The following is a 20,384-nucleotide window of genomic DNA, read 5'->3' as shown; positions in this document are numbered from 1 at the left end:
CCAACGGCGCTAGCTAGACACATGCCTTGATGTTGAAGCGGTCGACGATGAGTGTAGAGCATGACTCGTGCCAGACTGGGTCGATTGGTTATCTTGTTGATTTATAGGGTTTTATTTTTATTGTTCGGCTTTCTGACGGCATTTGTCGTCCGGGAAACCGAACCGGCGGGGCAGTTGCGTTCGGAAATCCGAATGGCGGGGAGGGCTGGCTGGAAGGGAGGGGATGCAGGTGGAGTCGGCTCTAGCCGCAATGCTGGTCAGTCCGTGCGAGCTTGCTCGCGAAGGCGGCGTCACGTTCACAACAGATGCAGCGACTTTGCCAGCTTTTCGCGAGCAAGCTCGCTCCCACTAAAGCTGCAAAGCGCTTAACTGACCAGTATTGGCTTTAGCCGCGAAAGCGCCAGGAAGCTCACCGCATCTGTCTTGAACGGGCGGTCGCTTCGCGGCTGAAGCCGCTTTCACTGGTTCGGTGGGGAATCTGGCTTTTGGCAGGCGAAAATCCTGCCCGACCGTGAGGCGGGCCGGGCAGGATGCGTACGATTACGCTCAGGCCGCGACGGTTTCAGTGGTGCGGCTGTGTTCGGCCAGCCAGGTCTGCAATGCGTTGCACTGCTCGGCGCTGAGGAACAGACCCAGCTTGGTGCGCCGCCAGGCAATGTCATCGGCTTCAACGGCCCACTCCTGATCGCGCAGGTAGCGCACTTCCCGGGCGTACAGTCCCGCGCCGAATTCCTCGCCCAGGTCCTCCAGGCTGGTGGCACCTTCCAGCAATTGCCAGCTACGGGTGCCATAGGTGCGTGCCCAGCGTTGCGCCAGGCTGGCAGGCAGCCATGGGTGGCGCTGGGTCAGTTCGCTGGCCTGCAATGGCTGTTCACCGCCTGGCAGCGGGGCACTGGCGGTCCAGGCCGGTTTCATCTGCGGGAACCAGCGCGCCAGTTGCGACATCGCCGACTCGGCCAGTTTGCGGTAGGTGGTGAGCTTGCCGCCAAACACGGAAAGGATCGGGGCCTGGCCGCCGCTGTCGCTGAGTGAAAGGGTGTAGTCCCGGGTGATGGCCGACGGGTTGTCGGACTCGTCGTTGCACAGCGGGCGAACACCGGAATAGGTATTGAGCACGTCGTCGCGGGTGAGCTGGCGCTTGAAGTGGTCGTTGGCGACCTGAAGGATGTAATCCATCTCCTGGTCGGTGATCTTCACCTTCGACGGATCGCCCTGGTACTCGCGGTCGGTGGTGCCGACGATGGTGAACTGATCCAGGTACGGGATGGTGAAAACGATACGTTTGTCTTCGTTCTGCAGAATGAACGCGTGTTCGCCTTCATACAGGCGCGGCACGATCAGGTGGCTGCCCTGGATCAGGCGAATGCCATACGGCGAATCCAGTTTCAGATCTTCCCGGATGACCCGCGCGACCCAAGGGCCCGCCGCGTTGACCAGGGCGCGGGCGCGAATCGAAAAGACTTCGCCGTTGCGGCGTTGCAGGTCGACGTGCCAGACACCGTCATTGCGTCGTGCGCTGGTGCAGCGGGTACGGGTATGGATTTGCGCGCCATGCTCACGGGCCGACATGGCGTTGAGGACCACCAGGCGCGCGTCATCCACCCAGCAGTCGGAATATTCGAAACCGCGGGTGATGGCCGGTTTGAGCGGGCTGTCGGCACCGAAGTTGATCGTGCGCGAGGCCGGTAGCTTTTCGCGTTTGCCCAGGTTGTCATACAGAAACATGCCTGCGCGGATCATCCACGCCGGGCGCAGGTGCGGGCGATGCGGCAGTACGAAACGCATGGGCTTGACGATATGCGGCGCCTTGGCCAGCAGCACTTCGCGTTCGGCGAGTGCTTCGCGAACCAGTCGAAACTCGTAGTGTTCCAGATAGCGCAGGCCACCATGAATCAGCTTGCTGCTGGCCGAAGAGGTATGGCTGGCCAGGTCGTCCTGCTCACAGAGAAACACCGACAGGCCTCGGCCGGCGGCATCGGCAGCGATGCCTACACCGTTGATACCGCCGCCGATCACGGCGATATCATAGATCTGGTCAGGCGATGGAGCATGCGCGGTCATGTCGGTCATCGGTGGCCTCCGGGAGCATAATCGAGCGCTAAGGACGAAATCGAACATCAATGTTCATTTCCGAAAATCATAACGCAACAAAAAGCCTGCATCTAGTCGGTGTTCATCAAAAACCTTAATCGGGTCGATAGAAAAGAAAAAAATCGAACATTTCTGACCGGTGCAGAGGCTGCACCGGGGGCGTGGATCAGGCGACTTCCAGGCGGATCTTGTGCTGCACCAGCAGCTGTTGCAGGGCTGGCATGGGCGGTGCGTCGGTGACCAGGTAGTCGATGAGGCTGATCGGGCCCAGCCGCACCATGGCGTTGCGCCCGAACTTGCTGGAGTCGGCGGCGAGGATCACCTGCCGGGCGTTGGCGATGATGGTCTGGGATACCCGCACTTCCTGGTAGTCGAAGTCCAGCAGGCTGCCGTCTTCATCGATACCGCTGATGCCCACCAGGGCAAAATCGACCTTGAACTGGCCAATGAAGTCGACGCTGGCCTGGCCGACCACGCCGCCGTCGCGGCGCACGTTGCCACCGGCGACCAGCACTTCGAAGTCGTCCTTGGCACTCAACGTGGCGGCCACGTGCAGGTTGTTGGTGATGATTTTCAGATTGCTGTGGTTGAGCAGGGCGCGGGCGACGCTTTCGGTGGTGGTGCCGATGTTGATGAACAGCGAGGCGTTGTCCGGGATCAACGCGGCAACGGCTTCGGCAATGCGTTGCTTTTCATCGCGCATCTGGTCGGCACGCATGGCGTAGGCGGTGTTTTCGATGCTCGAATCGTAGGCGGCGCCGCCATGGTAGCGACGCAGCAGGTTCATTTCCGCAAGCTGGTTGATATCACGGCGGATAGTCTGGGGCGTGACGACGAACAGGGTGGCCAGTTCCTCGATACTGACGTAGCCGCGTTCGCGGACCAGCTCGAGGATCTGTTTCTGGCGGGGAGGCAGGTTCATGGTGGTCCTTCAGGCACCTTGTGCAAATGGCGCAATCATGACCCACCGATACCCTGCCTGTCATGTCGAGTGTCGCGAGTGCGCCCGTGCATGACGCGCGCAATCGTTTGGTGTGGCGACCCTGTGGTTGGATGGACCCAGGGCGCGAGTCGCCTCGCACCTTGGGTCTTGTCCGCTGACGATACTCAGCCTTGGTTATCGTGGGGCGCCCAGTCGCGGGTGCGCTCTACCGCCTTCTGCCAGCCGGAGTAGCGCTCTTCGCGTTCGGCTTCAGCCATGTCCGGTTCGAAGACCCGCTCGATGCCCGTGCGGTCGCGCAGTTCGTCCAGGCTGCTCCAGAAACCGGTGGCCAGGCCCGCCAGGAACGCCGCGCCCAACGCCGTGCTTTCACGCATGTGTGGCCGCTCGACCTGAGTGCCAAGAATGTCGGCCTGGAACTGCATGAGGAAGTTGTTGGCCACTGCGCCACCGTCTACGCGCAGGCCCTTGAGGCGCTCGCCAGCATCGCTCTGCATGGCATCGAGCACGTCGCGGGTCTGGAAGGCAATCGATTCCAGGGTGGCGCGGATGATGTGGTCCATCTTCACGCCGCGGGTCAGGCCGAACAGTGCGCCACGGGCATAGGGGTCCCAGTACGGGGCGCCCAGGCCGGTAAAGGCGGGTACCAGATAGACGCCGTTGCTGTCCTTGACCTTGCTGGCGAAGTACTCGGTGTCCAGCGCCTCGTTGACCACCTTCAGTTCGTCACGCAGCCATTGCACGGTGGAGCCGCCGTTGAACACGGCGCCTTCGAGGGCGTAGGCCACTTCGCCGCGTGGGCCGCAACCGATGGTGGTGAGCAGGCCGTGAGTGGATTTGACGGCGGTGCTGCCGGTGTTCATCAGCAGGAAGCAACCGGTGCCGTAGGTGTTCTTGGCCTGGCCGGGTTCCACGCACATCTGGCCGAACAGGGCCGCCTGCTGGTCACCGGCGATGCCGGCGATCGGAATGCCGCTGCGGGTGTGGCCGTAGACTTCCGACGAACCCTTGACGGTCGGCAGCATCTCGCGGGGGATATCCAGCACGTCGAGCATGCGGTCGTCCCAACGCAGGTTATGGATGTCGAACAGCATGGTGCGCGAGGCGTTGGTGTAGTCGGTGACATGCGCCTGGCCGCCAGTAAGTTTCCAGATCAGCCAGCTGTCGATGGTGCCGAACAGCAACTCGCCACGGCGTGCCCGTTCACGGCTGCCTTCCACGTGGTCGAGGATCCACTTGAGCTTGGTGCCCGAGAAGTAGGGATCGATCACCAGGCCCGTGGTATCGCGCACGTAGTCTTCCAGGCCGTCACGCTTGAGCTGCTGGCAGATCTCGGTACTGCGGCGGCATTGCCAGACGATGGCGTTATAGATGGGGCGGCCGCTGTCCTTTTCCCAGACCAGGGTGGTTTCCCGCTGGTTGGTGATGCCGATGGCGGCGATCTGGCCCGGCTGCAGGTCGGCCTGGGCCATGGCTTTGGTCATGCAGGCGCTCTGTGTGGCGAAGATTTCCATGGGGTCGTGCTCCACCCAGCCACCCTGTGGGTAGTGCTGGGTGAATTCGCTTTGTGCGGTGCTCACCACGTTGGCGTTGCGGTCAAGAACGATAGCCCGGGAGCTGGTCGTACCTTGGTCGAGGGCAATGATGTAGTTCTTGTTCTTTGCGTCAGTCATGTCGATTGCCTTTTGTGGTTGAACGGAGTCAGGAAGAAGCCTGCGCCTTGGCGCCGACCTGTTCGCTGGCGGGCTGTGGTTCCTCGGCACCAGGCAGGTGGCGAGCGATCAGCAGGCGGTAGCAGCCTGCGCCGAGGCTGGCGCCGATGATCGGGGCGAAGATTGGAATCAGGAAGTAGGGGATGTCGCGTCCGCCGGTAAAGGCGATGTCACCCCAGCCAGCCAGGAAGGTCATGATCTTCGGACCCAGGTCGCGGGCCGGGTTCATGGCGAAGCCGGTCAGCGGACCCATGGCGCTGCCGATGACGGCCACCAGCAGGCCGATCAGCAGGGGCGCCAGAGCACCCCGTGGCAGGCCGTTCTTGTCGTCGGCCAGGGCCATGATCACGGCCATCAGCACGGCGGTGATGACGACCTCGACGAGGAATGCCTGGCCGACGGAAATGGCCGGGTTGGGATAGGTCGAGAAGACCGATGCCAGCTCCAGGCTCTTCGCCGTGCCACGAACCATCTGGTGTGCCTGTTCGAAGTCGAAAAACAGGTTGACGTACAGCAGGTACACCAGGCCGGCGCCGCAGAACGCGCCGGCGATCTGCGAGGCGATGTAGAAAGGCAGCTTTTTCTTTTCGAAACCGGCGAACAGGCTCAGGGCGATGCTCACCGCCGGATTGAGGTGGGCGCCGGAGACACCGGCACTGAGGTAGATGGACATGCTGACCGCCATCCCCCAGATGATGGAGATTTCCCAGAGGCCGAAGCTGGCACCGGCGACCTTGAGCGCTGCCACGCAACCGGTACCGAAAAAGAGCATCAGGGCGGTGCCGAGGAACTCGGCGGTGCATTGGCCAGCCAGGCTGGGCTGTTTGATATGGATTGTCATGCAAACCTCGTTATTGTTGTTGCCCGGCTCGCGTCAGGCGTTTATCGGATCGGCTCGTGCAGCAGGACATCGGGATGAAGCGAAAACACTGACGGGTGTCGAATCGAATGTTCGACTATCTTCGCAAACGAAAATATAACCGTTGAATTGAACTGTCAAAGGTCGAATATGAACCGTAGACAAGCTTTCATGATTGCGCGTTGCGAAACGTCGGCAAACCGAGTGGTAAAGGGCTGGGAGGGAAGCGGGAAATTTTGACGAAAGCCCGCAGCCTATCGCGGTTTTGGCTTACAGTGAGCCCCGCCACGAACGTTCTGGAACGACCATGACCCCCGCACTGGATCTGCTGAAAAAAAATCGCGTCGAGCATCGAGTACACAGCTACGAGCATGACCCCAAGGCTGCTTCATATGGATTGGAAGCCGCCGAGAAACTGGGGCTGGAAACGGCCCGGGTGTTCAAAACCCTGCTGGCCTGCAGTGAGAAGGGTGAACTGCTGGTCGCGGTAGTGCCGGTCGCTGGCACCCTTGACCTCAAGGCCCTGGCCCTGGCGGCTGGAGTGAAGAAGGCCGAGATGGCTGATCCGGCGGCGGCGCAACGCGCGACGGGTTACCTGCTGGGAGGTATCAGCCCGCTGGGGCAGAAGAAGCGCTTGCGCACCTTCATTGACCAGAGCGCACAACCTTTCGACACCATTTTCGTCAGTGCCGGGCGGCGGGGTCTGGAGGTCGAGTTGGCGGCGGCGGCCCTGGCCGCGCAGACTGCGGCCAGCTTTGCTGCCATCGGTCGTGCCTGAGCAACTTTAAAGCGCGGTGGCGCGGGACGCCTGCACACTGCCCGAGGCCGGGAAGGCGACCAGATGCTCGGCAGCGACCTGAATGCCGACCTCATCGCCCGGCATGCAATCGACATGGCTGGGAAACAGGGCTTCAAGCTGACTGCCGGTGGCGAGCCGCAGGTTGTACAGGGTCGATGCGCCCTGGAAGGTGCGCCCGGTCACTTGGGCTTTCAAGGCACTGTGCGGGGCGTGGACGATGTCGTCCGGGCGCAGCAGTACGTCGACTGCACTGCCGCTGGGGCCTGGGTAGGCGCGATTGCCACGCAGCACGCCCAGTTCGGTCTGGATGGCATCGTGGTCGAGAAGCTGTCCACGAATGAAATATCCTTGGCCAATGAAGCTTGCCACGTAGGGCGTCAGCGGCTCGTGATAGAGGTTGTAGGGCGTATCCCATTGCTCTAGGCGGCCTTCCTTGAAGACGCCGATATGATCGCTGACTGCGAAGGCTTCCTCCTGATCGTGGGTGACCAGAATCGCGCTGGTGCCGCGTGCCTTGAGAATTTCCCGGACCTCGGCACTGAGCCGTTTGCGCAGTTCCACGTCGAGATTGGAGAAAGGCTCGTCGAGCAGCAGCAACTGCGGCTCCGGAGCCAGTGCCCGGGCGAGCGCCACGCGCTGTTGCTGGCCACCGGACAATTCATGCGGGTAGCGGCTGCCCAGGTTCTTCAGGTTGACCCGCTCCAGCAGTTCGTCGACCACCTCGCGCAAGCGCGGATGGCGGCGAATACCGAAGCCGATGTTGTCTGCCACGTTCAGGTGAGGGAACAGGGCATAGTCCTGAAAGACCATGCCGATACGGCGCTTTTCCGGTGCCAGGGTAAAACCGGGGCGCGAGATCACTGCGCCTGCCAGGCTGATCTCGCCGGCCTGAACGGGCTCGAAACCGGCGATGGCGCGCAGGGTGGTGGTCTTGCCGCAGCCTGACGAACCCAGCAGGCAGCCGATGTCGCCGGCGTTGAGGTGCAGGTTCAGGTCCTGCACCACGCGGCTGTCCTGATAACCGCAGGCAAGCCCGCGCAGGTTGAGCAGCAGTGAATGGCTCATGGCGCGTAGGAAGCGGCGACCAGGAACTCCAGAAGCGCCTTTTGCGCGTGCAGGCGGTTTTCGGCCTGGTCCCAAGCGACGGCACGCGGGTCGTCGAGCACGTCTTCGCTGATCTCCTCGCCGCGGTGTGCCGGCAGGCAGTGCATGAACAGCACCTCCGGCGCAGCCAGGTCGAGCAGTTGGCGGGTGACCTGGTAAGGCGCGAACAACGCCATGCGCCGTGCGGCTTCGTCTTCCTGGCCCATGGAGGTCCACACATCGGTGCTGACCAGGTGCGCGCCCGCGACAGCCTCGCGCGGGTCGCGGACGATCGTGACCCGCTCACCGGCCAGGGCCATGAAGTCCGGATTCGGCTCGTAGCCGGAAGGGCAGGCCACGCGCAGCTGGAAGTCGAACTGGATGGCCGCTTCTATATAGCTGTTGCACATGTTGTTGCCGTCGCCGATCCACGCCACGGTCTTGCCCTTGATCGAGCCGCGATGCTCGAGGAAGGTCTGCATGTCAGCCAGCAACTGGCAGGGATGCAGATCGTCCGACAGCCCGTTGATAACCGGCACGCGGGAATTGGCTGCGAACTCGGTCAGGTTGCTGTGCGCGTAAGTGCGGATCATCACCGCGTCGAGCATGCGCGACATCACCTTGGCGCTGTCGGAAATGGGTTCGCCACGACCCAGTTGGGTGTCGCGATGAGACAGGAAGATGGCCTGGCCGCCCATTTGGATCATGCCGGCTTCGAAGGAAAGACGGGTGCGTGTCGAGGATTTCTCGAAGATCATGCCCAGAACCCGATTCTTCAGGGGTTCGAAAAGCACGCCACGGTTTCGCAGGTCTTTGAGCTCTACGCCACGACGGATCAGGCCCAGGAGTTCGTCTGGCGTGTAATCCATCATCGAGAGAAAGTGCCTGGCGCTCATTATTGACTACCTTTTTTGCAACAGACCGCAGGTGCCCAAAACGGTTATTTATCCGGAAAACGGGCAATCTCTGCGGCGAAGGCCGCATTTAGCGACGAATAGGGGAAGGCGCGATGTTATAAAAAAATGTCGCAACAACACAACGGCGCCGTTGATTTATAAGAAGTTGGAGTATTTTGGCTCGATCGGTGACCCTTCATGGCCATGACAAGGCGTCGGCCAGGGGTGGAATCAGCTCCGTCGGTGTTCGTGAGGGAAGAGAGCATTTGTACACCGGCCCTCGCTCGCTTTGCAATATTGGTAATAAAGCAGTCCGGGTAATCCACGCCTTGCGAAGGGATGATCGTGCGCATGGCGATCTGGCATCATTGTGAATGCGATGCGCATCACGCAGTGGTAAAGTCGTTTGTATCTTTAGTGTCTACCCTGGGTTATAAAGCAGACAGATCCATAGGAGGGTTTTCGGATGAACGCAAAGGAACGTCAATTGACGGAGCTGCTCGGGCTGACAGCCCGGACCCTCACGCACCTGACTGCTTCGATGACATCCATGTCTTTCGAATTGCTGCGTAGCGAAGACGAGGTCACTCGGGCGGCAGGGCGTCGCATGATCGATCGCATGGCTACCATCAGTTCGGGCCTGGACGAGCACTGGCGGTTGATTGGCGATCTGACCGGTGTGCATGTGGCCCAGGAGCAGATCGAGACCGTGAGCGAACTGCAGATGCAGCGCAAGGTCACGCCAATCACCAGCGGCTGAAGCCCTCCCCGCAAGACGTTGACGTTCAAGACCGAGCGTTGGCCTCGGCTTTACGTTACAATGCGCCATCGTGCCGACAACCGGGTCGGAAAGTTCAGCCGAGGTGCTTGATGGATATCATCGAAACGATCAAAGAGCAGATTGCCAACAACACGATCCTGCTTTACATGAAAGGCGCACCCAACGCGCCACAATGCGGTTTTTCGGCCCGCGCTTCCCAGGCGCTGATGGCTTGCGGCGAAAAATTCGCCTACGTCGACATCCTGCAAAACCCCGAGATTCGCGCCAACCTGCCCAAATACGCCAACTGGCCGACTTTCCCGCAACTGTGGGTAGACGGCGAGCTGGTCGGCGGCAGTGACATCATTCTGGAAATGTTCGAGAAGGGTGAACTGCAATCGCTGATCAAACAGGCGGCTGAAAAAGCCAAGGCCTGATTCGCGCTGCATGTAAAAGCCCCGCCTGGTGATCCAGGCGGGGCTTTTTTTCGATCCCTGCAATGAAGGGCTCATCTGCAGGCAAGCGGTCTGCGCCAGGCTCGCCTGGTGCAGTCATGACGGCCTGCTCAGTCTTCGTCGCCCATCTGCGATTGCAGGTAGTTCTCGATGCCGATCTTGTCGATCAGGCCCAGCTGGGTTTCCAGCCAGTCGATGTGTTCTTCTTCGGATTCCAGGATGTCTTCGAGCAGCTCACGGCTGCCGAAATCGCCGACGGTTTCGAAGTGAGCGATGGCTGCCTTGAGGTCGGCAAGACCTTTTTGCTCGATCTTCAGGTCGCACTCGAGCATTTCCTTGGTGTGTTCGCCGATCAGGATCTTGCCGAGGTCCTGCAGGTTGGGGATGCCTTCCAGGAACAGGATGCGCTTGATGATCTTGTCCGCGTGTTTCATCTCGTCGATGGATTCACGGTACTCGTGTTTACCGAGCTTGTTCAGGCCCCAGTCGTCGTACATACGCGCGTGCAGGAAGTACTGGTTGATAGCGACCAGCTCGTTCCCAAGGATCTTGTTGAGATGTTGAATGACTGTAATGTCGCCTTTCATGTCGAGTTCCTGCCGCAGGCTAATGTCTATAGGCCGCGAGTTTGATCCCGACTTAATCTAGTGTCAAACCTAAGTTATTGAATAATAAGTGAAATTAAATCTGAATAAGAATGTTTGAGTTCTGCATCTTGAGCCTAAGTAATTGAATTACAGGCATAAAAAAACCGGACATTGTCCGGTTTCGGGATTCAGGCGTGATTTACGCGGCAGAAAATTCTGCGGGGTAGGCCAGTGCGGCCTGAGTGGTCTGCAGCTCGGTCAGCGTTTCGCGCACCACTTCCTTGGCCAGGCAGGCGCACTTGCCGCATTGAGTGCCTACACCCAGGGTCTGGCGGATATCGCGGTAACTGCAGCAGCCTTCGAAGATCGCTTCGCGAATCTGACCGTCAGTGACACCTTGGCAAAGGCAAACATACATAAACTTGGGACCGTCTCTGTGTGATGCGTGTTGCCGAAGAGACTAATCGTAATGAGAATGCTTGTCAAAATTGTTTTTGATCGGCATGCGAGGATTCGATGAGCGGTTCAGCCTCGCGACAGGCTGAGCTTCAAAAGGCTGCGCCGCCACCCGGCGGCGCAGGCGCAGCGACACGATCAGTCGTCGTAGTCGTGCCAGCCGCCCATTTCTTTCCAGCGGTTGACGATTCCGCAGAACAGCTCGGCGGTCTTCTCGGTGTCGTAGCGCGCCGAGTGTGCTTCGCGGCCGTCAAAGTCGATGCCGGCCGCCTGGCACGCCTTGGCCAGCACGGTCTGACCATAGGCCAGACCAGCCAGGGTCGCGGTGTCGAAGCTGGAGAAGGGATGGAAAGGGTTGCGCTTCATATCCATGCGCGCCACGGCGGCGTTCAGGAAGCCCAGGTCGAAGCTGGCGTTGTGGCCGACCAGCACCGCACGTTTGCAGCCATTGGCTTTCAGGGCCTTGCGTACGCCACGGAAAATGTCGGTGAGTGCAGTTTCCTCGCTCACCGCCATGCGCAACGGGTGGTCCAGCTTGATGCCGGTGAACTCCAGAGCCGCGGGCTCGATATTGGCGCCCTCGAAAGGCTCGACGCGGAAAAAATACGAGTGCTCCGGAAATACGAAGCCCTTTTCGTCCATGCCGATGGTCACGGCGGCGATTTCCAGCAATGCGTCGGTCGCGGCGTTGAACCCGCCGGTTTCGACATCGACCACTACTGGCAGATACCCGCGAAAGCGCGCAGCCATGGGGTGGCGGGCGCCGCCGCCACCTTGCAGGTCCAGGTCTTCGTCGTACTGATCTTCACTCACGCCTGATTCTCCAGCAGGCGCCAGCGCAGTTTTTCACCAGCGCGTAGCGGAATGACAGTCTGTTCGCCGAAAGGCAGGCTGGCCGGAGCCGTCCACTCTTCGCGCACCAGGGTGATAGTGTCCTGGTTTGCCGGTAGGCCGTAGAACGCCGGACCATGCAGGCTGGCGAAACCTTCCAGTTTGTCCAGCGCATTGCGCTGTTCGAAGGCTTCGGCATACAGCTCGATCGCCGCATAGGCGGTATAGCAGCCGGCACAGCCGCAGGCGGCTTCCTTGGCGTGCTGGGCATGCGGTGCCGAATCTGTACCCAGGAAGAATTTGCCGCTGTCGCCGGTGGCGGCGTCGAGCAGTGCAACCTGATGTGTGTTGCGCTTGAGGATCGGCAGGCAATAGAAATGTGGACGAATACCACCCACCAGCATGTGATTGCGGTTATACAGCAAGTGGTGCGCGGTGATGGTCGCCGCGACGTTAGCGCTGGCCTGGTTGACGAACTGCACCGCATCGCCTGTCGTGATGTGTTCGAACACCACCTTCAATTGTGGGAAACGCTCCACGACGCGGCTCAGTTGTTCATCGATGAACAGCTTCTCGCGGTCGAAGACGTCGATCTCGCTACGGGTGACTTCACCGTGTACCAACAGCAGCATGCCCACTTCGGCCATGGCTTCCAGCGCCGGGAAAATCTTCTCCAGGCTGGTTACGCCGGAGTCGGAGTTGGTCGTCGCACCGGCAGGGTAGAGCTTGGCGGCGTGGACGAAACCGCTGGCCTTGGCAGCGCGGATATCCTCGGGGCTGGTGTGGTCAGTGAGGTAGAGCACCATCAGCGGCTCGAAACGGCTGCCTGCCGGGCGCGCGGCCAGGATGCGCTGGCGATAGGCATCGGCCTGCTGGGCATTACGCACCGGAGGCACCAGATTAGGCATGATGATGGCGCGGGCGAAGGTGCGGGAGACGTCGGCGACGGTATGGGGCAGTACGGCTCCATCACGGAGATGGATGTGCCAGTCGTCGGGACGCAAAAGGGTCAGGCGGTCGGACATGGGGGATTCCAGGCGGTTCGAACTCGCCGGAATGCTACCGGAAAAGACCGTCTCAGGCACTCGCTATCAAGTTTTGTAGGAAGTTACCGATAGACAGGCTGTAGGTGGGTATTTTTTGTTTTGCGGTCATTTTTTTACGTGGAGCCTCCCGTGCGCCAGCGATATCTAGCCCTGATCAGCCTGTTCGCCAGCCTCCCAGCGATGGCCGTGAACTTCCAGACGCGTCTGGAAAAAGTCGAATGGAAAGTCGAGGGCGATCAGTTCGAGTGTCGTCTGAGCCAGCCGATCACCGATTTCGGTGCCGGTGAGTTCGTGCGTCGTGCCGGCGAGCAGGCGACCTTCCGTCTGAAGGCCGCCTACAACATGATGGGCAGTGGTTCGGCGACCCTGCTGGCGGCGGCCGCCCCCTGGCAGCCGGGACGTGGTGATCTGAATCTGGGGTCGGTACGGGTAAGTAATGGCGAGATTCCGTTCAACACCTCCCAGGCCCAGGCCGGACGTCTGATCAACGGCTTGCTCGAAGGGCGCAGCCCGGTGATTCGTCACTATGTGCGCGATGGTGGCGGCAATATGGAAGTCCGCCTGCTGCCGGCGCGCTTTCGCGAAGCCTTCGGCGAGTACCAGAGCTGCACGGCCAAGCTGCTGCCGATGAACTTCGATCAGATCAAACAGGCGGAAGTCGGGTTTCCTGGGGGCGGTATCGACCTGGACGCCCAGGCCAAGGCGCGCCTGGATAACATCCTGGCGTATATGAAAGCCGATCCGACGGTCAATCACGTCGAGCTCGATGGCCATTCGGATAACAGTGGCAACCGCCTGACCAATCGCGACCTGTCCCGTCGTCGTGCGCTGGCGGTCATGGATTACCTCAAGGCCAATGGCGTGCCGGAAGAGCAGATCACCTTGCGTTTTCATGGCGAACGCTACCCACTGGTCCCCAACACCAACAACGCCAACCGGGCACGTAACCGGCGGGTGAACGTGCATCTGGAGCGCGTGGCGCCGACCGAGCGCCCGGCCCCTGCGACCCCCGCTGAGGCCGCACCTGCCGCGGCACCCGCTCCGACACCTGCGCCGACCGCCAGCGGCGCGGCGGCGGCCGCCAAGACTTCCTGACCTCCCGGCTGTACACGGCTGTCGCCTGGAGGTCACAAGCTGTCGCGCTACTGTAAATCTCCGGCTTTGAGGGGTAGAATCAGCGGTTTTCCGTACAACCCCGTGGAGTGATGGCATGGCGGACGTAAACAAGGTCGTACTGGCGTATTCCGGTGGTCTGGATACTTCGGTGATCCTGAAGTGGCTGCAAGACACCTACAACTGCGAAGTGGTGACCTTCACCGCTGACCTGGGACAGGGCGAAGAGGTCGAACCGGCTCGCGCCAAGGCCCAGGCCATGGGTGTCAAAGAGATCTACATCGACGATCTGCGCGAAGAGTTTGTGCGCGACTTCGTCTACCCGATGTTCCGTGCCAATACCGTCTACGAAGGTGAGTACCTGCTGGGTACCTCGATCGCCCGTCCGCTGATCGCCAAGCGCCTGATCGAGATCGCCAACGAGACCGGTGCTGACGCCATTTCCCATGGCGCGACCGGCAAGGGTAACGACCAGGTGCGTTTCGAACTGGGTGCCTACGCACTCAAGCCTGGCGTCAAGGTCATTGCACCATGGCGTGAATGGGACCTGCTGTCGCGCGAGAAGCTGATGGACTACGCCGAGAAGCACGCGATCCCGATCGAGCGCCATGGCAAGAAGAAGTCGCCTTACTCCATGGATGCCAACCTGCTGCACATCTCTTATGAGGGCGGCGTGCTGGAAGACACCTGGACCGAGCACGAAGAAGACATGTGGCGCTGGACCAAGTCGCCAGAAGCCGCGCCGAACACGCCGACCTACATCGAACTGACCTACCGCGCCGGTGACATCGTGGCCATCGACGGCAAGGACATGACGCCTGCCCAAGTGCTGACCGAACTTAACCGCATCGGTGGCGAAAACGGCATCGGCCGCCTGGATATCGTCGAGAACCGTTATGTGGGCATGAAGTCCCGTGGCTGCTACGAGACCCCTGGCGGCACCATCATGCTCAAGGCTCACCGTGCCATCGAGTCCATCACCCTGGACCGCGAAGTCGCCCACCTGAAAGACGAGCTGATGCCCAAGTACGCCAGCCTGATCTACACCGGCTACTGGTGGAGCCCAGAGCGTCTGATGCTGCAACAGATGATCGACGCTTCCCAGGCCCACGTGAACGGCGTGGTACGCCTGAAGCTGTACAAGGGCAACGTGGTCGTGGTGGGGCGCAAGTCCGACGACTCGCTGTTCGATGCCAACATCGCGACCTTCGAGGAAGATGGCGGCGCCTACGACCAGGCCGATGCAGCGGGCTTCATCAAGCTCAACGCCCTGCGCATGCGTATCGCGGCGAACAAGAACCGCAAGTTCTTCTGATTGCCGTTGCCGATGCAGCCCCGAGGGGGCTGCATTTGCGGGGGCATTCAGCCGTCGCTACCTCTCCTGCCCCCCGCTTTTCGTCCCATTCGTGCGTTTTCTGCAGGCCCTGGCTGTCTTGTGCCCTGTGGCGCCATAGCGTGCGCTGTCCTCTTGGGTGCAGAGCGGGTTGGCTTGTGCCACGTCCTTCAAGTCGCGCAAGGTCAGCTTGTAACGCTTGAGCAGCGCCAGCAGTTTTTGTTCGAATTCAAGCAGCCTGGAAAGTTGCTCGTTATGGGCAAGTCGTTCGAGCTTTTCCTGCTGCCGTTTCAGGGCATGTTCCAAATCACGGAACTCTTTTAACTTCGACATGGTAGTTCCATTCAGTTGAGCGTTGGGTGCGTGTGGTTGTACAGAGGCGCAAGGGCGTCACCATGCTCTTCGAGCATTTTGAAACCGGACACAGGGCAACTTTAGACTTGCCTGCACGCGTTGCGTGTCTATCAGGAATCACCAGCGCGGGCCGGTGAGTGTCTAACTGATTCTCGACTATCAGGTTTTGCAAGTTCCTAATAGGTCGATAGTTTAAGTACTGTGTTTGCGTTTACTTTTCCCACATTAACCTGTGCCATTTCGGTTTTTCTCGGGGGCTTTTGCGGCAGCGCCGCCAGAGCGAGGGGCATACAGCACCCTGGGATTGAAATTGAGCGTGAGGAAGAACAGCGTCACCAGCGCTGACGGAAAACCGATCAGGAACCAGATGTAGAGCTCTCGGCTGCCGGCATCCAGATGCGGCAGCACAGTGGCTGCCGAGGCCTCCGAGAGCGCGGCAAACAGGGCGATGACGGTGATGGGCTGGGTGATGCAAGTGGGGTTGGTCATGAGCCTTCTCGCAGAACGATCGTGTGGTGAGGCCGCCGCAGGGCGCCCTGGGCGCGTGTCTTCAGAAGCCTTCGGCTGCGACATGGCCGGCCGGAGCTTGTCAGAGGCATGCGCCGGCTCAGGCCTTGTCGCCCTGGGGCGGCGCGCTGAATTCGAAGCGGTAGGCCTTGCCCAGGTCGAGAACCTGACGAACGCTCAGACCGAGGAACTGGGCGATTTCCGGCACGCTGTAGCCAAGGCTGGAATAGTGCATGGCATGTCCGGCGACGATATCGTCGATATCCCGGTCCGGAGGCATATTGGCCGGGCGTTGTACTCTCACAGGGCGACTGAAGTTGATCTTGATGCCATGTTGCTGGGCCAGCTGACGGATGTCCCTGCGATTCATCCGCAGTGAGTACTGGAGGGATGAAACGCCAGCCCCCTTGGCGACCAGTGCCTTGAGCTGTTCCAGCTTGGCGAGTGTCTCGGCTTCGGTGGTCGCGGGTTCGTCGACAGGGGCAGGCGGGGCATTGGTCGTTTCAGGGTCGGGAATAACGGCAATCACGCCGCCTTGGGCCACAAAGGCCTCGACTGCAGCGCTCAGGTCCAGCGGCGCTGGTGAGTGGGCGGGTGAAAGGGAGTGCTTGTTCTTCATGATCCATTCCTTTTTGAACATGGTTATACACATGGCCTTTTCAAGAAGAATCATCGGGACCTGAACTTCAGGTCGACATGTCGATAAATTGAATGGCCATGTTTATGTTGTTCGAGTCCTTTCGTTTCTACTGGCAGGCAGCATCCTTGTGAAACACTCGTGAACAAGAGCGATGTATGTGCTCTGTTACTGAAAGTGCTCATCTAATTTTGTTGTTTGTGGATATCAAGTAATGAGTTGGTTGCCGAAAAAGTAACGATTGGAAATAGGAAAATCAAGAAAAAAATGGCCTGTTGCAGCGATCAAGTTAAGCCTGTGGTAAGTGTCTTACGCACTCTTTAAAGCCGTCTGTTAGTGTTGTAGTACATTTCCTGTTTCAGTCCGTTGCTATGGAAAAACAGTTGAAGATGGTATTAGCTCGCCGCCATTGGCGGCGTGCGAATGCAATTCGTGAGGGAGGAGTAGTCGTGGAAAATATTTTAACAATATTTTGTAAGGTATTTCCTAATGTGTTGTGGCCTATCTCCTGAAATAGCTATGTGTACGAAAAAGCCATTCCGTTGCGTGTAGTTTTTAAACCTGCTACTGGCAGGTGGCTCTTCGCATTGCCTTGGTCTCGAACTTTCATGCCGGGAAAAACAGCGCGCCAGGAGAAGCTGGCAAGGTGCGCTGCCTGTATCGTCGAGTAGCTCCCAGCTATTACCGAACAGAACCGTTCGGCGGATTCAGGTAATAGCAAGTTGCCTGGTTTATCCGTGTCAACGTCTCGGGCGTGCGAGGATTTCAGCATGGAGCTACTTCAGGATCGTTGCTGAGCGCTCTGTCTAGCGGTTTTTCCGCCTGCGGCATTCCTGTAGCAAGGGGGGGCGGGGCAAGTTGCCGGTCTGTCAGTCAGTTAAGTTGCTGCACTGGAATTTAGAGGGGAAAGCGTATGATAAGGATTGATAACCAGTGGCTTGCGGCAAGTTTTGTAGGAAAGTTCTGTTCTAAGAGTGGGAATGGTCTTTGGCTGTTGGTCTCCAGGGGGGGGCGTCATGCAAACTACTAAACGACTAGGCTATTGTGCTGGTTCCGAAAATTCGAAAAGCAAAATTGGACTGCCCCATGAATAAAGTGCTGATCGTGGATGATCATCCTGTCATTCGCCTTGCTGTACGGATGCTGATGGAACGCCATGGTTATGAGGTTATCGCCGAAACGGACAACGGTGTGGATGCCCTGCAACTGGCCCGCGAGCATCTGCCGGATATCGTGATCCTCGACATCGGTATCCCCAAGCTCGATGGCCTGGAAGTGATCGCGCGGCTCTCGGCCATGGCACTGCCATTCAAGGTGCTGATCCTCACGTCCCAGGCGCCCGGGCACTTTTCCATGCGCTGCATGCAGGCTGGTGCGGCAGGCTACGTCTGCAAGCAGCAGGACCTCACCGAGCTGCTGAGCGCCATCAAGGCCGTGCTTTCCGGCTACAGCTACTTCCCCAACCAGGCCCTGCATACCGTGCGTTCCAGCATGGGCAATGCCAGCGAGGCCGACATGGTCGATCGCTTGTCGGGGCGTGAGATGATGGTGCTGCAGCAGTTGGCACGGGGCAAGACCAACAAGGAAATCGCTGACAGCATGTTCCTCAGCAACAAGACGGTGAGTACCTACAAGACACGTCTGTTGCTCAAGCTCAATGCCCACTCACTGGTGGATCTCATCGAACTGGCGCAGAGAAACGGACTGGTATAGCGCCGGGGGAGGGCGCCGGAGCTGTCTGTGCAAGCCTCTCTTCTGGAGAGGCTTGGCATGAACGGAGGAGGCTCTAGGTTTTGTACGAAAAGTCGGCGAGCGAAGGTCAGGCAAGGCAAAAACAGGCGAGGAAGCGGAGTTTACTGGAGTAAATGAGCATTCCGAGCCTGTTTTTAACGCAGCATGGCCGAGCGCAGGCACTTTTCGTACAAAACCTAGATGTCGAAGTCGTAGTCGGCTAATTCTTTTTGCAGGCGTCGCTCTTCAAGGAGATTGTCGATGGTGCGGCGCTTGCTCAGATTGGTCTTTGCCGGTTCCGCTGCTGGAGCTTCGGCATCGTCCGCTTCGCTCGCGAACTCATCTTCTACGTCTACATCCAGTTGCTCTTTGCCAGTGCTCATGCAAGGTGACTCCAGGCTTAGGCTGTGTTGGCGCTCCTTATAACGTCAAACCCAAAACGGGTAAAAAAGATTTTTTCAATCGTTCGGCACGAATTGACGCTATCGCTCAATCGTCGGAGGTCTTGTGCTTGTAATCGCACAGGTCTTCGATCCGGCAGCTGCCGCAGCGGGGCTTGCGCGCCACACAAACATAGCGCCCGTGCAGGATCAGCCAGTGGTGGGCGTCGAGCAGATAGTTCTTTGGCACGAACTTCAGCAACTGTTTCTCCACCTCTACGACATTCTTGCCGGGGGCGATGCCGGTCCTGTTGCTGACCCGGAAAATATGCGTGTCTACTGCCATGGCGATCTGCCGGAAGGCAGTGTTGAGCACTACGTTGGCGGTCTTGCGCCCCACGCCGGGCAAGGCCTCCAGCGCTTCACGGGTCTGCGGGACTTCGCTGTTGTGCTGTTCGATCAGCAGGCGGCAGGTCTCGATGACGTTCTTGGCCTTGCTGTTGTACAGGCCGATGGTCTTGATGTACTCCGACAAACCTTCCACGCCGAGGGCGTAGATCGCTTCAGGCGTGTTGGCCACCGGGTAAAGGCGTGCCGTGGCCTTGTTGACGCTGACGTCGGTGGCCTGTGCGGACAGAATCACGGCGATTAGCAGTTCGAAGGGCGTGGTGTAGGCCAGCTCGGTCTTCGGGTCCGGGTTGTCCTCATGGAGCCTACGGAAGATTTCCTGGCGTTTGGCGGCGTTCATGGTCGGTATCCTGGTGGGCTTCTGTGAGCCCTCATGGCTGTTGAGCGGCCTGCACCGCCTGTTCTGCACTGTGCAACTGGGCGTTCAAGCGGGCGAGCTGTTCGGCGTCGGCGCCGGCGGCCTGGGCTTTGTTCAGGCTGGCCCTGGCCATGGCGAGCTGGATCTTGGCACGTTTGAGGTCGACCGGCGATGTCGCTACCGGTACCGCCACGGGCGTGGGGGAGAGCGCTTCGAGACGCGCCAGTGCCTGCTCGGCGGCTTCGACCTGATCCTTCAGCTCGATCAGGCGCATGGCCTGTTCACGGGTGGGCGGGTGGCCGAAAGCCCTGAGCGACTTGTTCAGGCGTGCCCGGCTCATGTTCAGCTCGCTGCGTGCCTGCTTCAGTGCCTGGTCTTCCTGGCTCGTCGGCGGCGCAACCGTGACAGCTGGCTGGCTCATGCGGGGCGGCGGGCTCACGTTGCGTTCCAGGCGGCGTGCACGTTCGTGCTGCAGGCGCGCACTGCGCCGTTCGAAACGCTGCCTGGCGTGTTCCCGTTTGTGTGCCCGGACCTGTCGTTGCTCGGCGGTCAGCGGCCAGTCACCCACCAAGGGGATGGTCGCGGTGAGGGGCAGCAGGTCGATGCAATCCACCGGGCAGGGCGCCACGCACAGATCGCAACCGGTGCATTCCTCGCTCAGAACCGTGTGCATCTGCTTGGCCGCACCCACGATGGCGTCCACCGGGCAGGCCTGGATGCACTTGGTGCAACCGATGCACTCCGCTTCCCGGATGTAGGCCACCTGGGCGGGTGCAACGCCGCGTTGGGCCTCCAGAGGGAGGATTGCCGTGCCCAGCAGTTGGGCAAGCCCGGCGATGGTTTCCTGGCCGCCAGGTGGACATTTGTTGATCGCTTCGCCGGCTGCGATACCCTCGGCATAGGGGCGGCAGCCGGCATGGCCGCACTTGCCGCACTGGGTCTGGGGCAGCAGGGCGTCGATGCGCTGAATGAGGTTCATGCTCTGGTTACCCATGAAAACCGTAACGCCACACAGGCGAAAGCCCGGTAACCACCGTACTGGGCGGTT

21 protein-coding genes and 1 pseudogene are annotated in these 20,384 nt (G+C 59.9%); 6 read left to right on the top strand and 16 right to left on the bottom strand.

From position 1 onward, the window contains the following. Positions 1-546: 546 nt before the first annotated feature. From glpD to QZ497_RS03255, 4 genes are all read right to left on the bottom strand, one after another. Positions 547-2,070 (bottom strand): glycerol-3-phosphate dehydrogenase, encoded by a 1,524-nt coding sequence (glpD, locus tag QZ497_RS03270; protein WP_295470984.1) that lies wholly within the window; start codon positions 2,068-2,070, stop codon positions 547-549. Positions 2,071-2,257: 187 nt separating this feature from the next. Continuing rightward, positions 2,258-3,013, bottom strand: coding sequence for a DeoR/GlpR family transcriptional regulator (locus tag QZ497_RS03265; RefSeq protein ID WP_295470983.1), 756 nt, complete (start codon positions 3,011-3,013; stop codon positions 2,258-2,260). Between the two features lie 185 nt (positions 3,014-3,198). Further along, complete coding sequence (gene glpK, locus QZ497_RS03260) at positions 3,199-4,704, bottom strand: glycerol kinase GlpK (RefSeq protein ID WP_295470981.1); 1,506 nt, start codon at positions 4,702-4,704, stop codon at positions 3,199-3,201. A 28-nt stretch (positions 4,705-4,732) separates the two neighbouring features. Further along, complete coding sequence (locus tag QZ497_RS03255) at positions 4,733-5,584, bottom strand: MIP/aquaporin family protein (protein WP_295470979.1); 852 nt, start codon at positions 5,582-5,584, stop codon at positions 4,733-4,735. Between the two features lie 325 nt (positions 5,585-5,909). Here QZ497_RS03255 and ybaK point away from each other — a divergent pair, with 325 nt between their 5' ends. Further along, positions 5,910-6,380, top strand: coding sequence for a Cys-tRNA(Pro) deacylase (gene ybaK, locus QZ497_RS03250; protein ID WP_295470977.1), 471 nt, complete (start codon positions 5,910-5,912; stop codon positions 6,378-6,380). Between the two features lie 6 nt (positions 6,381-6,386). Here the strand turns inward: ybaK and QZ497_RS03245 are convergent, their stop codons facing one another. After that, positions 6,387-7,466 (bottom strand): ABC transporter ATP-binding protein, encoded by a 1,080-nt coding sequence (locus QZ497_RS03245; RefSeq protein WP_295470976.1) that lies wholly within the window; start codon positions 7,464-7,466, stop codon positions 6,387-6,389. After that, positions 7,463-8,380: an ornithine carbamoyltransferase gene (argF, locus tag QZ497_RS03240; RefSeq protein WP_295470975.1), complete on the bottom strand. Its 918-nt coding sequence runs from the start codon at positions 8,378-8,380 to the stop codon at positions 7,463-7,465. Before argF ends, QZ497_RS03245 begins: the two co-directional genes overlap by 4 nt. Before the next feature lie 466 nt (positions 8,381-8,846). On the opposite strand from argF, the gene QZ497_RS03235 reads away from it, so the two are divergent. Together QZ497_RS03235 and grxD are read left to right on the top strand one after the other, a co-directional pair. Further along, positions 8,847-9,140 (top strand): hypothetical protein, encoded by a 294-nt coding sequence (locus QZ497_RS03235; protein ID WP_295470973.1) that lies wholly within the window; start codon positions 8,847-8,849, stop codon positions 9,138-9,140. Positions 9,141-9,250: 110 nt separating this feature from the next. Next, positions 9,251-9,577: a Grx4 family monothiol glutaredoxin gene (gene grxD, locus QZ497_RS03230; protein ID WP_295471567.1), complete on the top strand. Its 327-nt coding sequence runs from the start codon at positions 9,251-9,253 to the stop codon at positions 9,575-9,577. 128 nt (positions 9,578-9,705) lie between these two features. Here the strand turns inward: grxD and bfr are convergent, their stop codons facing one another. From bfr to pyrC, 4 genes are all read right to left on the bottom strand, one after another. After that, entirely contained in the window at positions 9,706-10,182 is a 477-nt protein-coding gene (gene bfr, locus QZ497_RS03225) for a bacterioferritin (protein WP_295470971.1), read from the bottom strand. Between the two features lie 199 nt (positions 10,183-10,381). Further along, positions 10,382-10,600: a bacterioferritin-associated ferredoxin gene (locus QZ497_RS03220; protein WP_295470970.1), complete on the bottom strand. Its 219-nt coding sequence runs from the start codon at positions 10,598-10,600 to the stop codon at positions 10,382-10,384. 176 nt (positions 10,601-10,776) lie between these two features. Beyond that, positions 10,777-11,451, bottom strand: a complete 675-nt coding sequence (rnt, locus tag QZ497_RS03215) for a ribonuclease T (RefSeq protein ID WP_295470969.1) — start codon at positions 11,449-11,451, stop codon at positions 10,777-10,779. After that, positions 11,448-12,494: a dihydroorotase gene (pyrC, locus tag QZ497_RS03210; protein WP_295470967.1), complete on the bottom strand. Its 1,047-nt coding sequence runs from the start codon at positions 12,492-12,494 to the stop codon at positions 11,448-11,450. Before pyrC ends, rnt begins: the two co-directional genes overlap by 4 nt. Positions 12,495-12,644: 150 nt before the next feature. Here pyrC and QZ497_RS03205 point away from each other — a divergent pair, with 150 nt between their 5' ends. Beyond that, positions 12,645-13,610, top strand: a complete 966-nt coding sequence (locus QZ497_RS03205; protein WP_295470965.1) for an OmpA family protein — start codon at positions 12,645-12,647, stop codon at positions 13,608-13,610. 115 nt (positions 13,611-13,725) lie between these two features. Continuing rightward, entirely contained in the window at positions 13,726-14,943 is a 1,218-nt protein-coding gene (locus QZ497_RS03200; RefSeq protein ID WP_295470964.1) for an argininosuccinate synthase, read from the top strand. A 57-nt stretch (positions 14,944-15,000) separates the two neighbouring features. Here QZ497_RS03200 and QZ497_RS03195 read toward each other — a convergent pair whose 3' ends face one another. The 3 genes and pseudogenes from QZ497_RS03195 to QZ497_RS03185 all read right to left on the bottom strand — a co-directional run bounded on the left by QZ497_RS03195 (position 15,001) and on the right by QZ497_RS03185 (position 16,474). Beyond that, positions 15,001-15,294: a hypothetical protein gene (locus QZ497_RS03195; protein WP_295470962.1), complete on the bottom strand. Its 294-nt coding sequence runs from the start codon at positions 15,292-15,294 to the stop codon at positions 15,001-15,003. Between the two features lie 303 nt (positions 15,295-15,597). After that, a pseudogene (locus tag QZ497_RS03190) lies at positions 15,598-15,804 on the bottom strand (hypothetical protein); the annotation flags it as partial. A 118-nt stretch (positions 15,805-15,922) separates the two neighbouring features. Continuing rightward, on the bottom strand, positions 15,923-16,474 hold the full coding sequence (locus QZ497_RS03185) for a hypothetical protein (RefSeq protein WP_295471565.1): 552 nt from the start codon (positions 16,472-16,474) through the stop codon (positions 15,923-15,925). A 1,071-nt stretch (positions 16,475-17,545) separates the two neighbouring features. Between QZ497_RS03185 and QZ497_RS03180 the strand changes: the two genes are divergently transcribed. Then, a complete protein-coding gene (locus QZ497_RS03180) occupies positions 17,546-18,172 on the top strand; it encodes a response regulator transcription factor (RefSeq protein WP_295470960.1) in 627 nt (208 codons plus the stop codon). A gap of 215 nt (positions 18,173-18,387) precedes the next feature. Here the strand turns inward: QZ497_RS03180 and QZ497_RS03175 are convergent, their stop codons facing one another. The 3 genes from QZ497_RS03175 to rsxB all read right to left on the bottom strand — a co-directional run bounded on the left by QZ497_RS03175 (position 18,388) and on the right by rsxB (position 20,351). Beyond that, a complete protein-coding gene (locus QZ497_RS03175) occupies positions 18,388-18,573 on the bottom strand; it encodes a PA3496 family putative envelope integrity protein (RefSeq protein WP_295470959.1) in 186 nt (61 codons plus the stop codon). A 106-nt stretch (positions 18,574-18,679) separates the two neighbouring features. Beyond that, positions 18,680-19,318, bottom strand: a complete 639-nt coding sequence (gene nth, locus QZ497_RS03170) for an endonuclease III (protein ID WP_295470957.1) — start codon at positions 19,316-19,318, stop codon at positions 18,680-18,682. A gap of 31 nt (positions 19,319-19,349) precedes the next feature. Then, entirely contained in the window at positions 19,350-20,351 is a 1,002-nt protein-coding gene (gene rsxB / locus QZ497_RS03165; protein WP_295471563.1) for an electron transport complex subunit RsxB, read from the bottom strand. Between the last annotated feature and the right edge of the window lie 33 nt (positions 20,352-20,384).

Source organism: uncultured Pseudomonas sp., assembly GCF_913777995.1.
In the GTDB taxonomy this organism is placed as follows: Bacteria; Pseudomonadota; Gammaproteobacteria; order Pseudomonadales; family Pseudomonadaceae; genus Aquipseudomonas.
The sequence above is the reverse complement of the archived record's forward strand: the minus strand, read 5'-3'. Positions and strand labels throughout refer to the sequence as shown.

Bases quoted from the DNA above. Each gene is read 5' to 3' on its own strand.
- glpD (WP_295470984.1), bottom strand. From the start codon at position 2,070: ATGACCGACATGACCGCGCATGCTCCATCGCCTGACCAGATCTATGAT.
- QZ497_RS03265 (WP_295470983.1), bottom strand. From the start codon at position 3,013: ATGAACCTGCCTCCCCGCCAGAAACAGATCCTCGAGCTGGTCCGCGAA.
- glpK (WP_295470981.1), bottom strand. From the start codon at position 4,704: ATGACTGACGCAAAGAACAAGAACTACATCATTGCCCTCGACCAAGGT.
- QZ497_RS03255 (WP_295470979.1), bottom strand. From the start codon at position 5,584: ATGACAATCCATATCAAACAGCCCAGCCTGGCTGGCCAATGCACCGCC.
- ybaK (WP_295470977.1), top strand. From the start codon at position 5,910: ATGACCCCCGCACTGGATCTGCTGAAAAAAAATCGCGTCGAGCATCGA.
- QZ497_RS03245 (WP_295470976.1), bottom strand. From the start codon at position 7,466: ATGAGCCATTCACTGCTGCTCAACCTGCGCGGGCTTGCCTGCGGTTAT.
- argF (WP_295470975.1), bottom strand. From the start codon at position 8,380: ATGAGCGCCAGGCACTTTCTCTCGATGATGGATTACACGCCAGACGAA.
- QZ497_RS03235 (WP_295470973.1), top strand. From the start codon at position 8,847: ATGAACGCAAAGGAACGTCAATTGACGGAGCTGCTCGGGCTGACAGCC.
- grxD (WP_295471567.1), top strand. From the start codon at position 9,251: ATGGATATCATCGAAACGATCAAAGAGCAGATTGCCAACAACACGATC.
- bfr (WP_295470971.1), bottom strand. From the start codon at position 10,182: ATGAAAGGCGACATTACAGTCATTCAACATCTCAACAAGATCCTTGGG.
- QZ497_RS03220 (WP_295470970.1), bottom strand. From the start codon at position 10,600: ATGTATGTTTGCCTTTGCCAAGGTGTCACTGACGGTCAGATTCGCGAA.
- pyrC (WP_295470967.1), bottom strand. From the start codon at position 12,494: ATGTCCGACCGCCTGACCCTTTTGCGTCCCGACGACTGGCACATCCAT.
- QZ497_RS03200 (WP_295470964.1), top strand. From the start codon at position 13,726: ATGGCGGACGTAAACAAGGTCGTACTGGCGTATTCCGGTGGTCTGGAT.
- QZ497_RS03195 (WP_295470962.1), bottom strand. From the start codon at position 15,294: ATGTCGAAGTTAAAAGAGTTCCGTGATTTGGAACATGCCCTGAAACGG.
- QZ497_RS03185 (WP_295471565.1), bottom strand. From the start codon at position 16,474: ATGTGTATAACCATGTTCAAAAAGGAATGGATCATGAAGAACAAGCAC.
- QZ497_RS03180 (WP_295470960.1), top strand. From the start codon at position 17,546: ATGAATAAAGTGCTGATCGTGGATGATCATCCTGTCATTCGCCTTGCT.
- QZ497_RS03175 (WP_295470959.1), bottom strand. From the start codon at position 18,573: ATGAGCACTGGCAAAGAGCAACTGGATGTAGACGTAGAAGATGAGTTC.
- nth (WP_295470957.1), bottom strand. From the start codon at position 19,318: ATGAACGCCGCCAAACGCCAGGAAATCTTCCGTAGGCTCCATGAGGAC.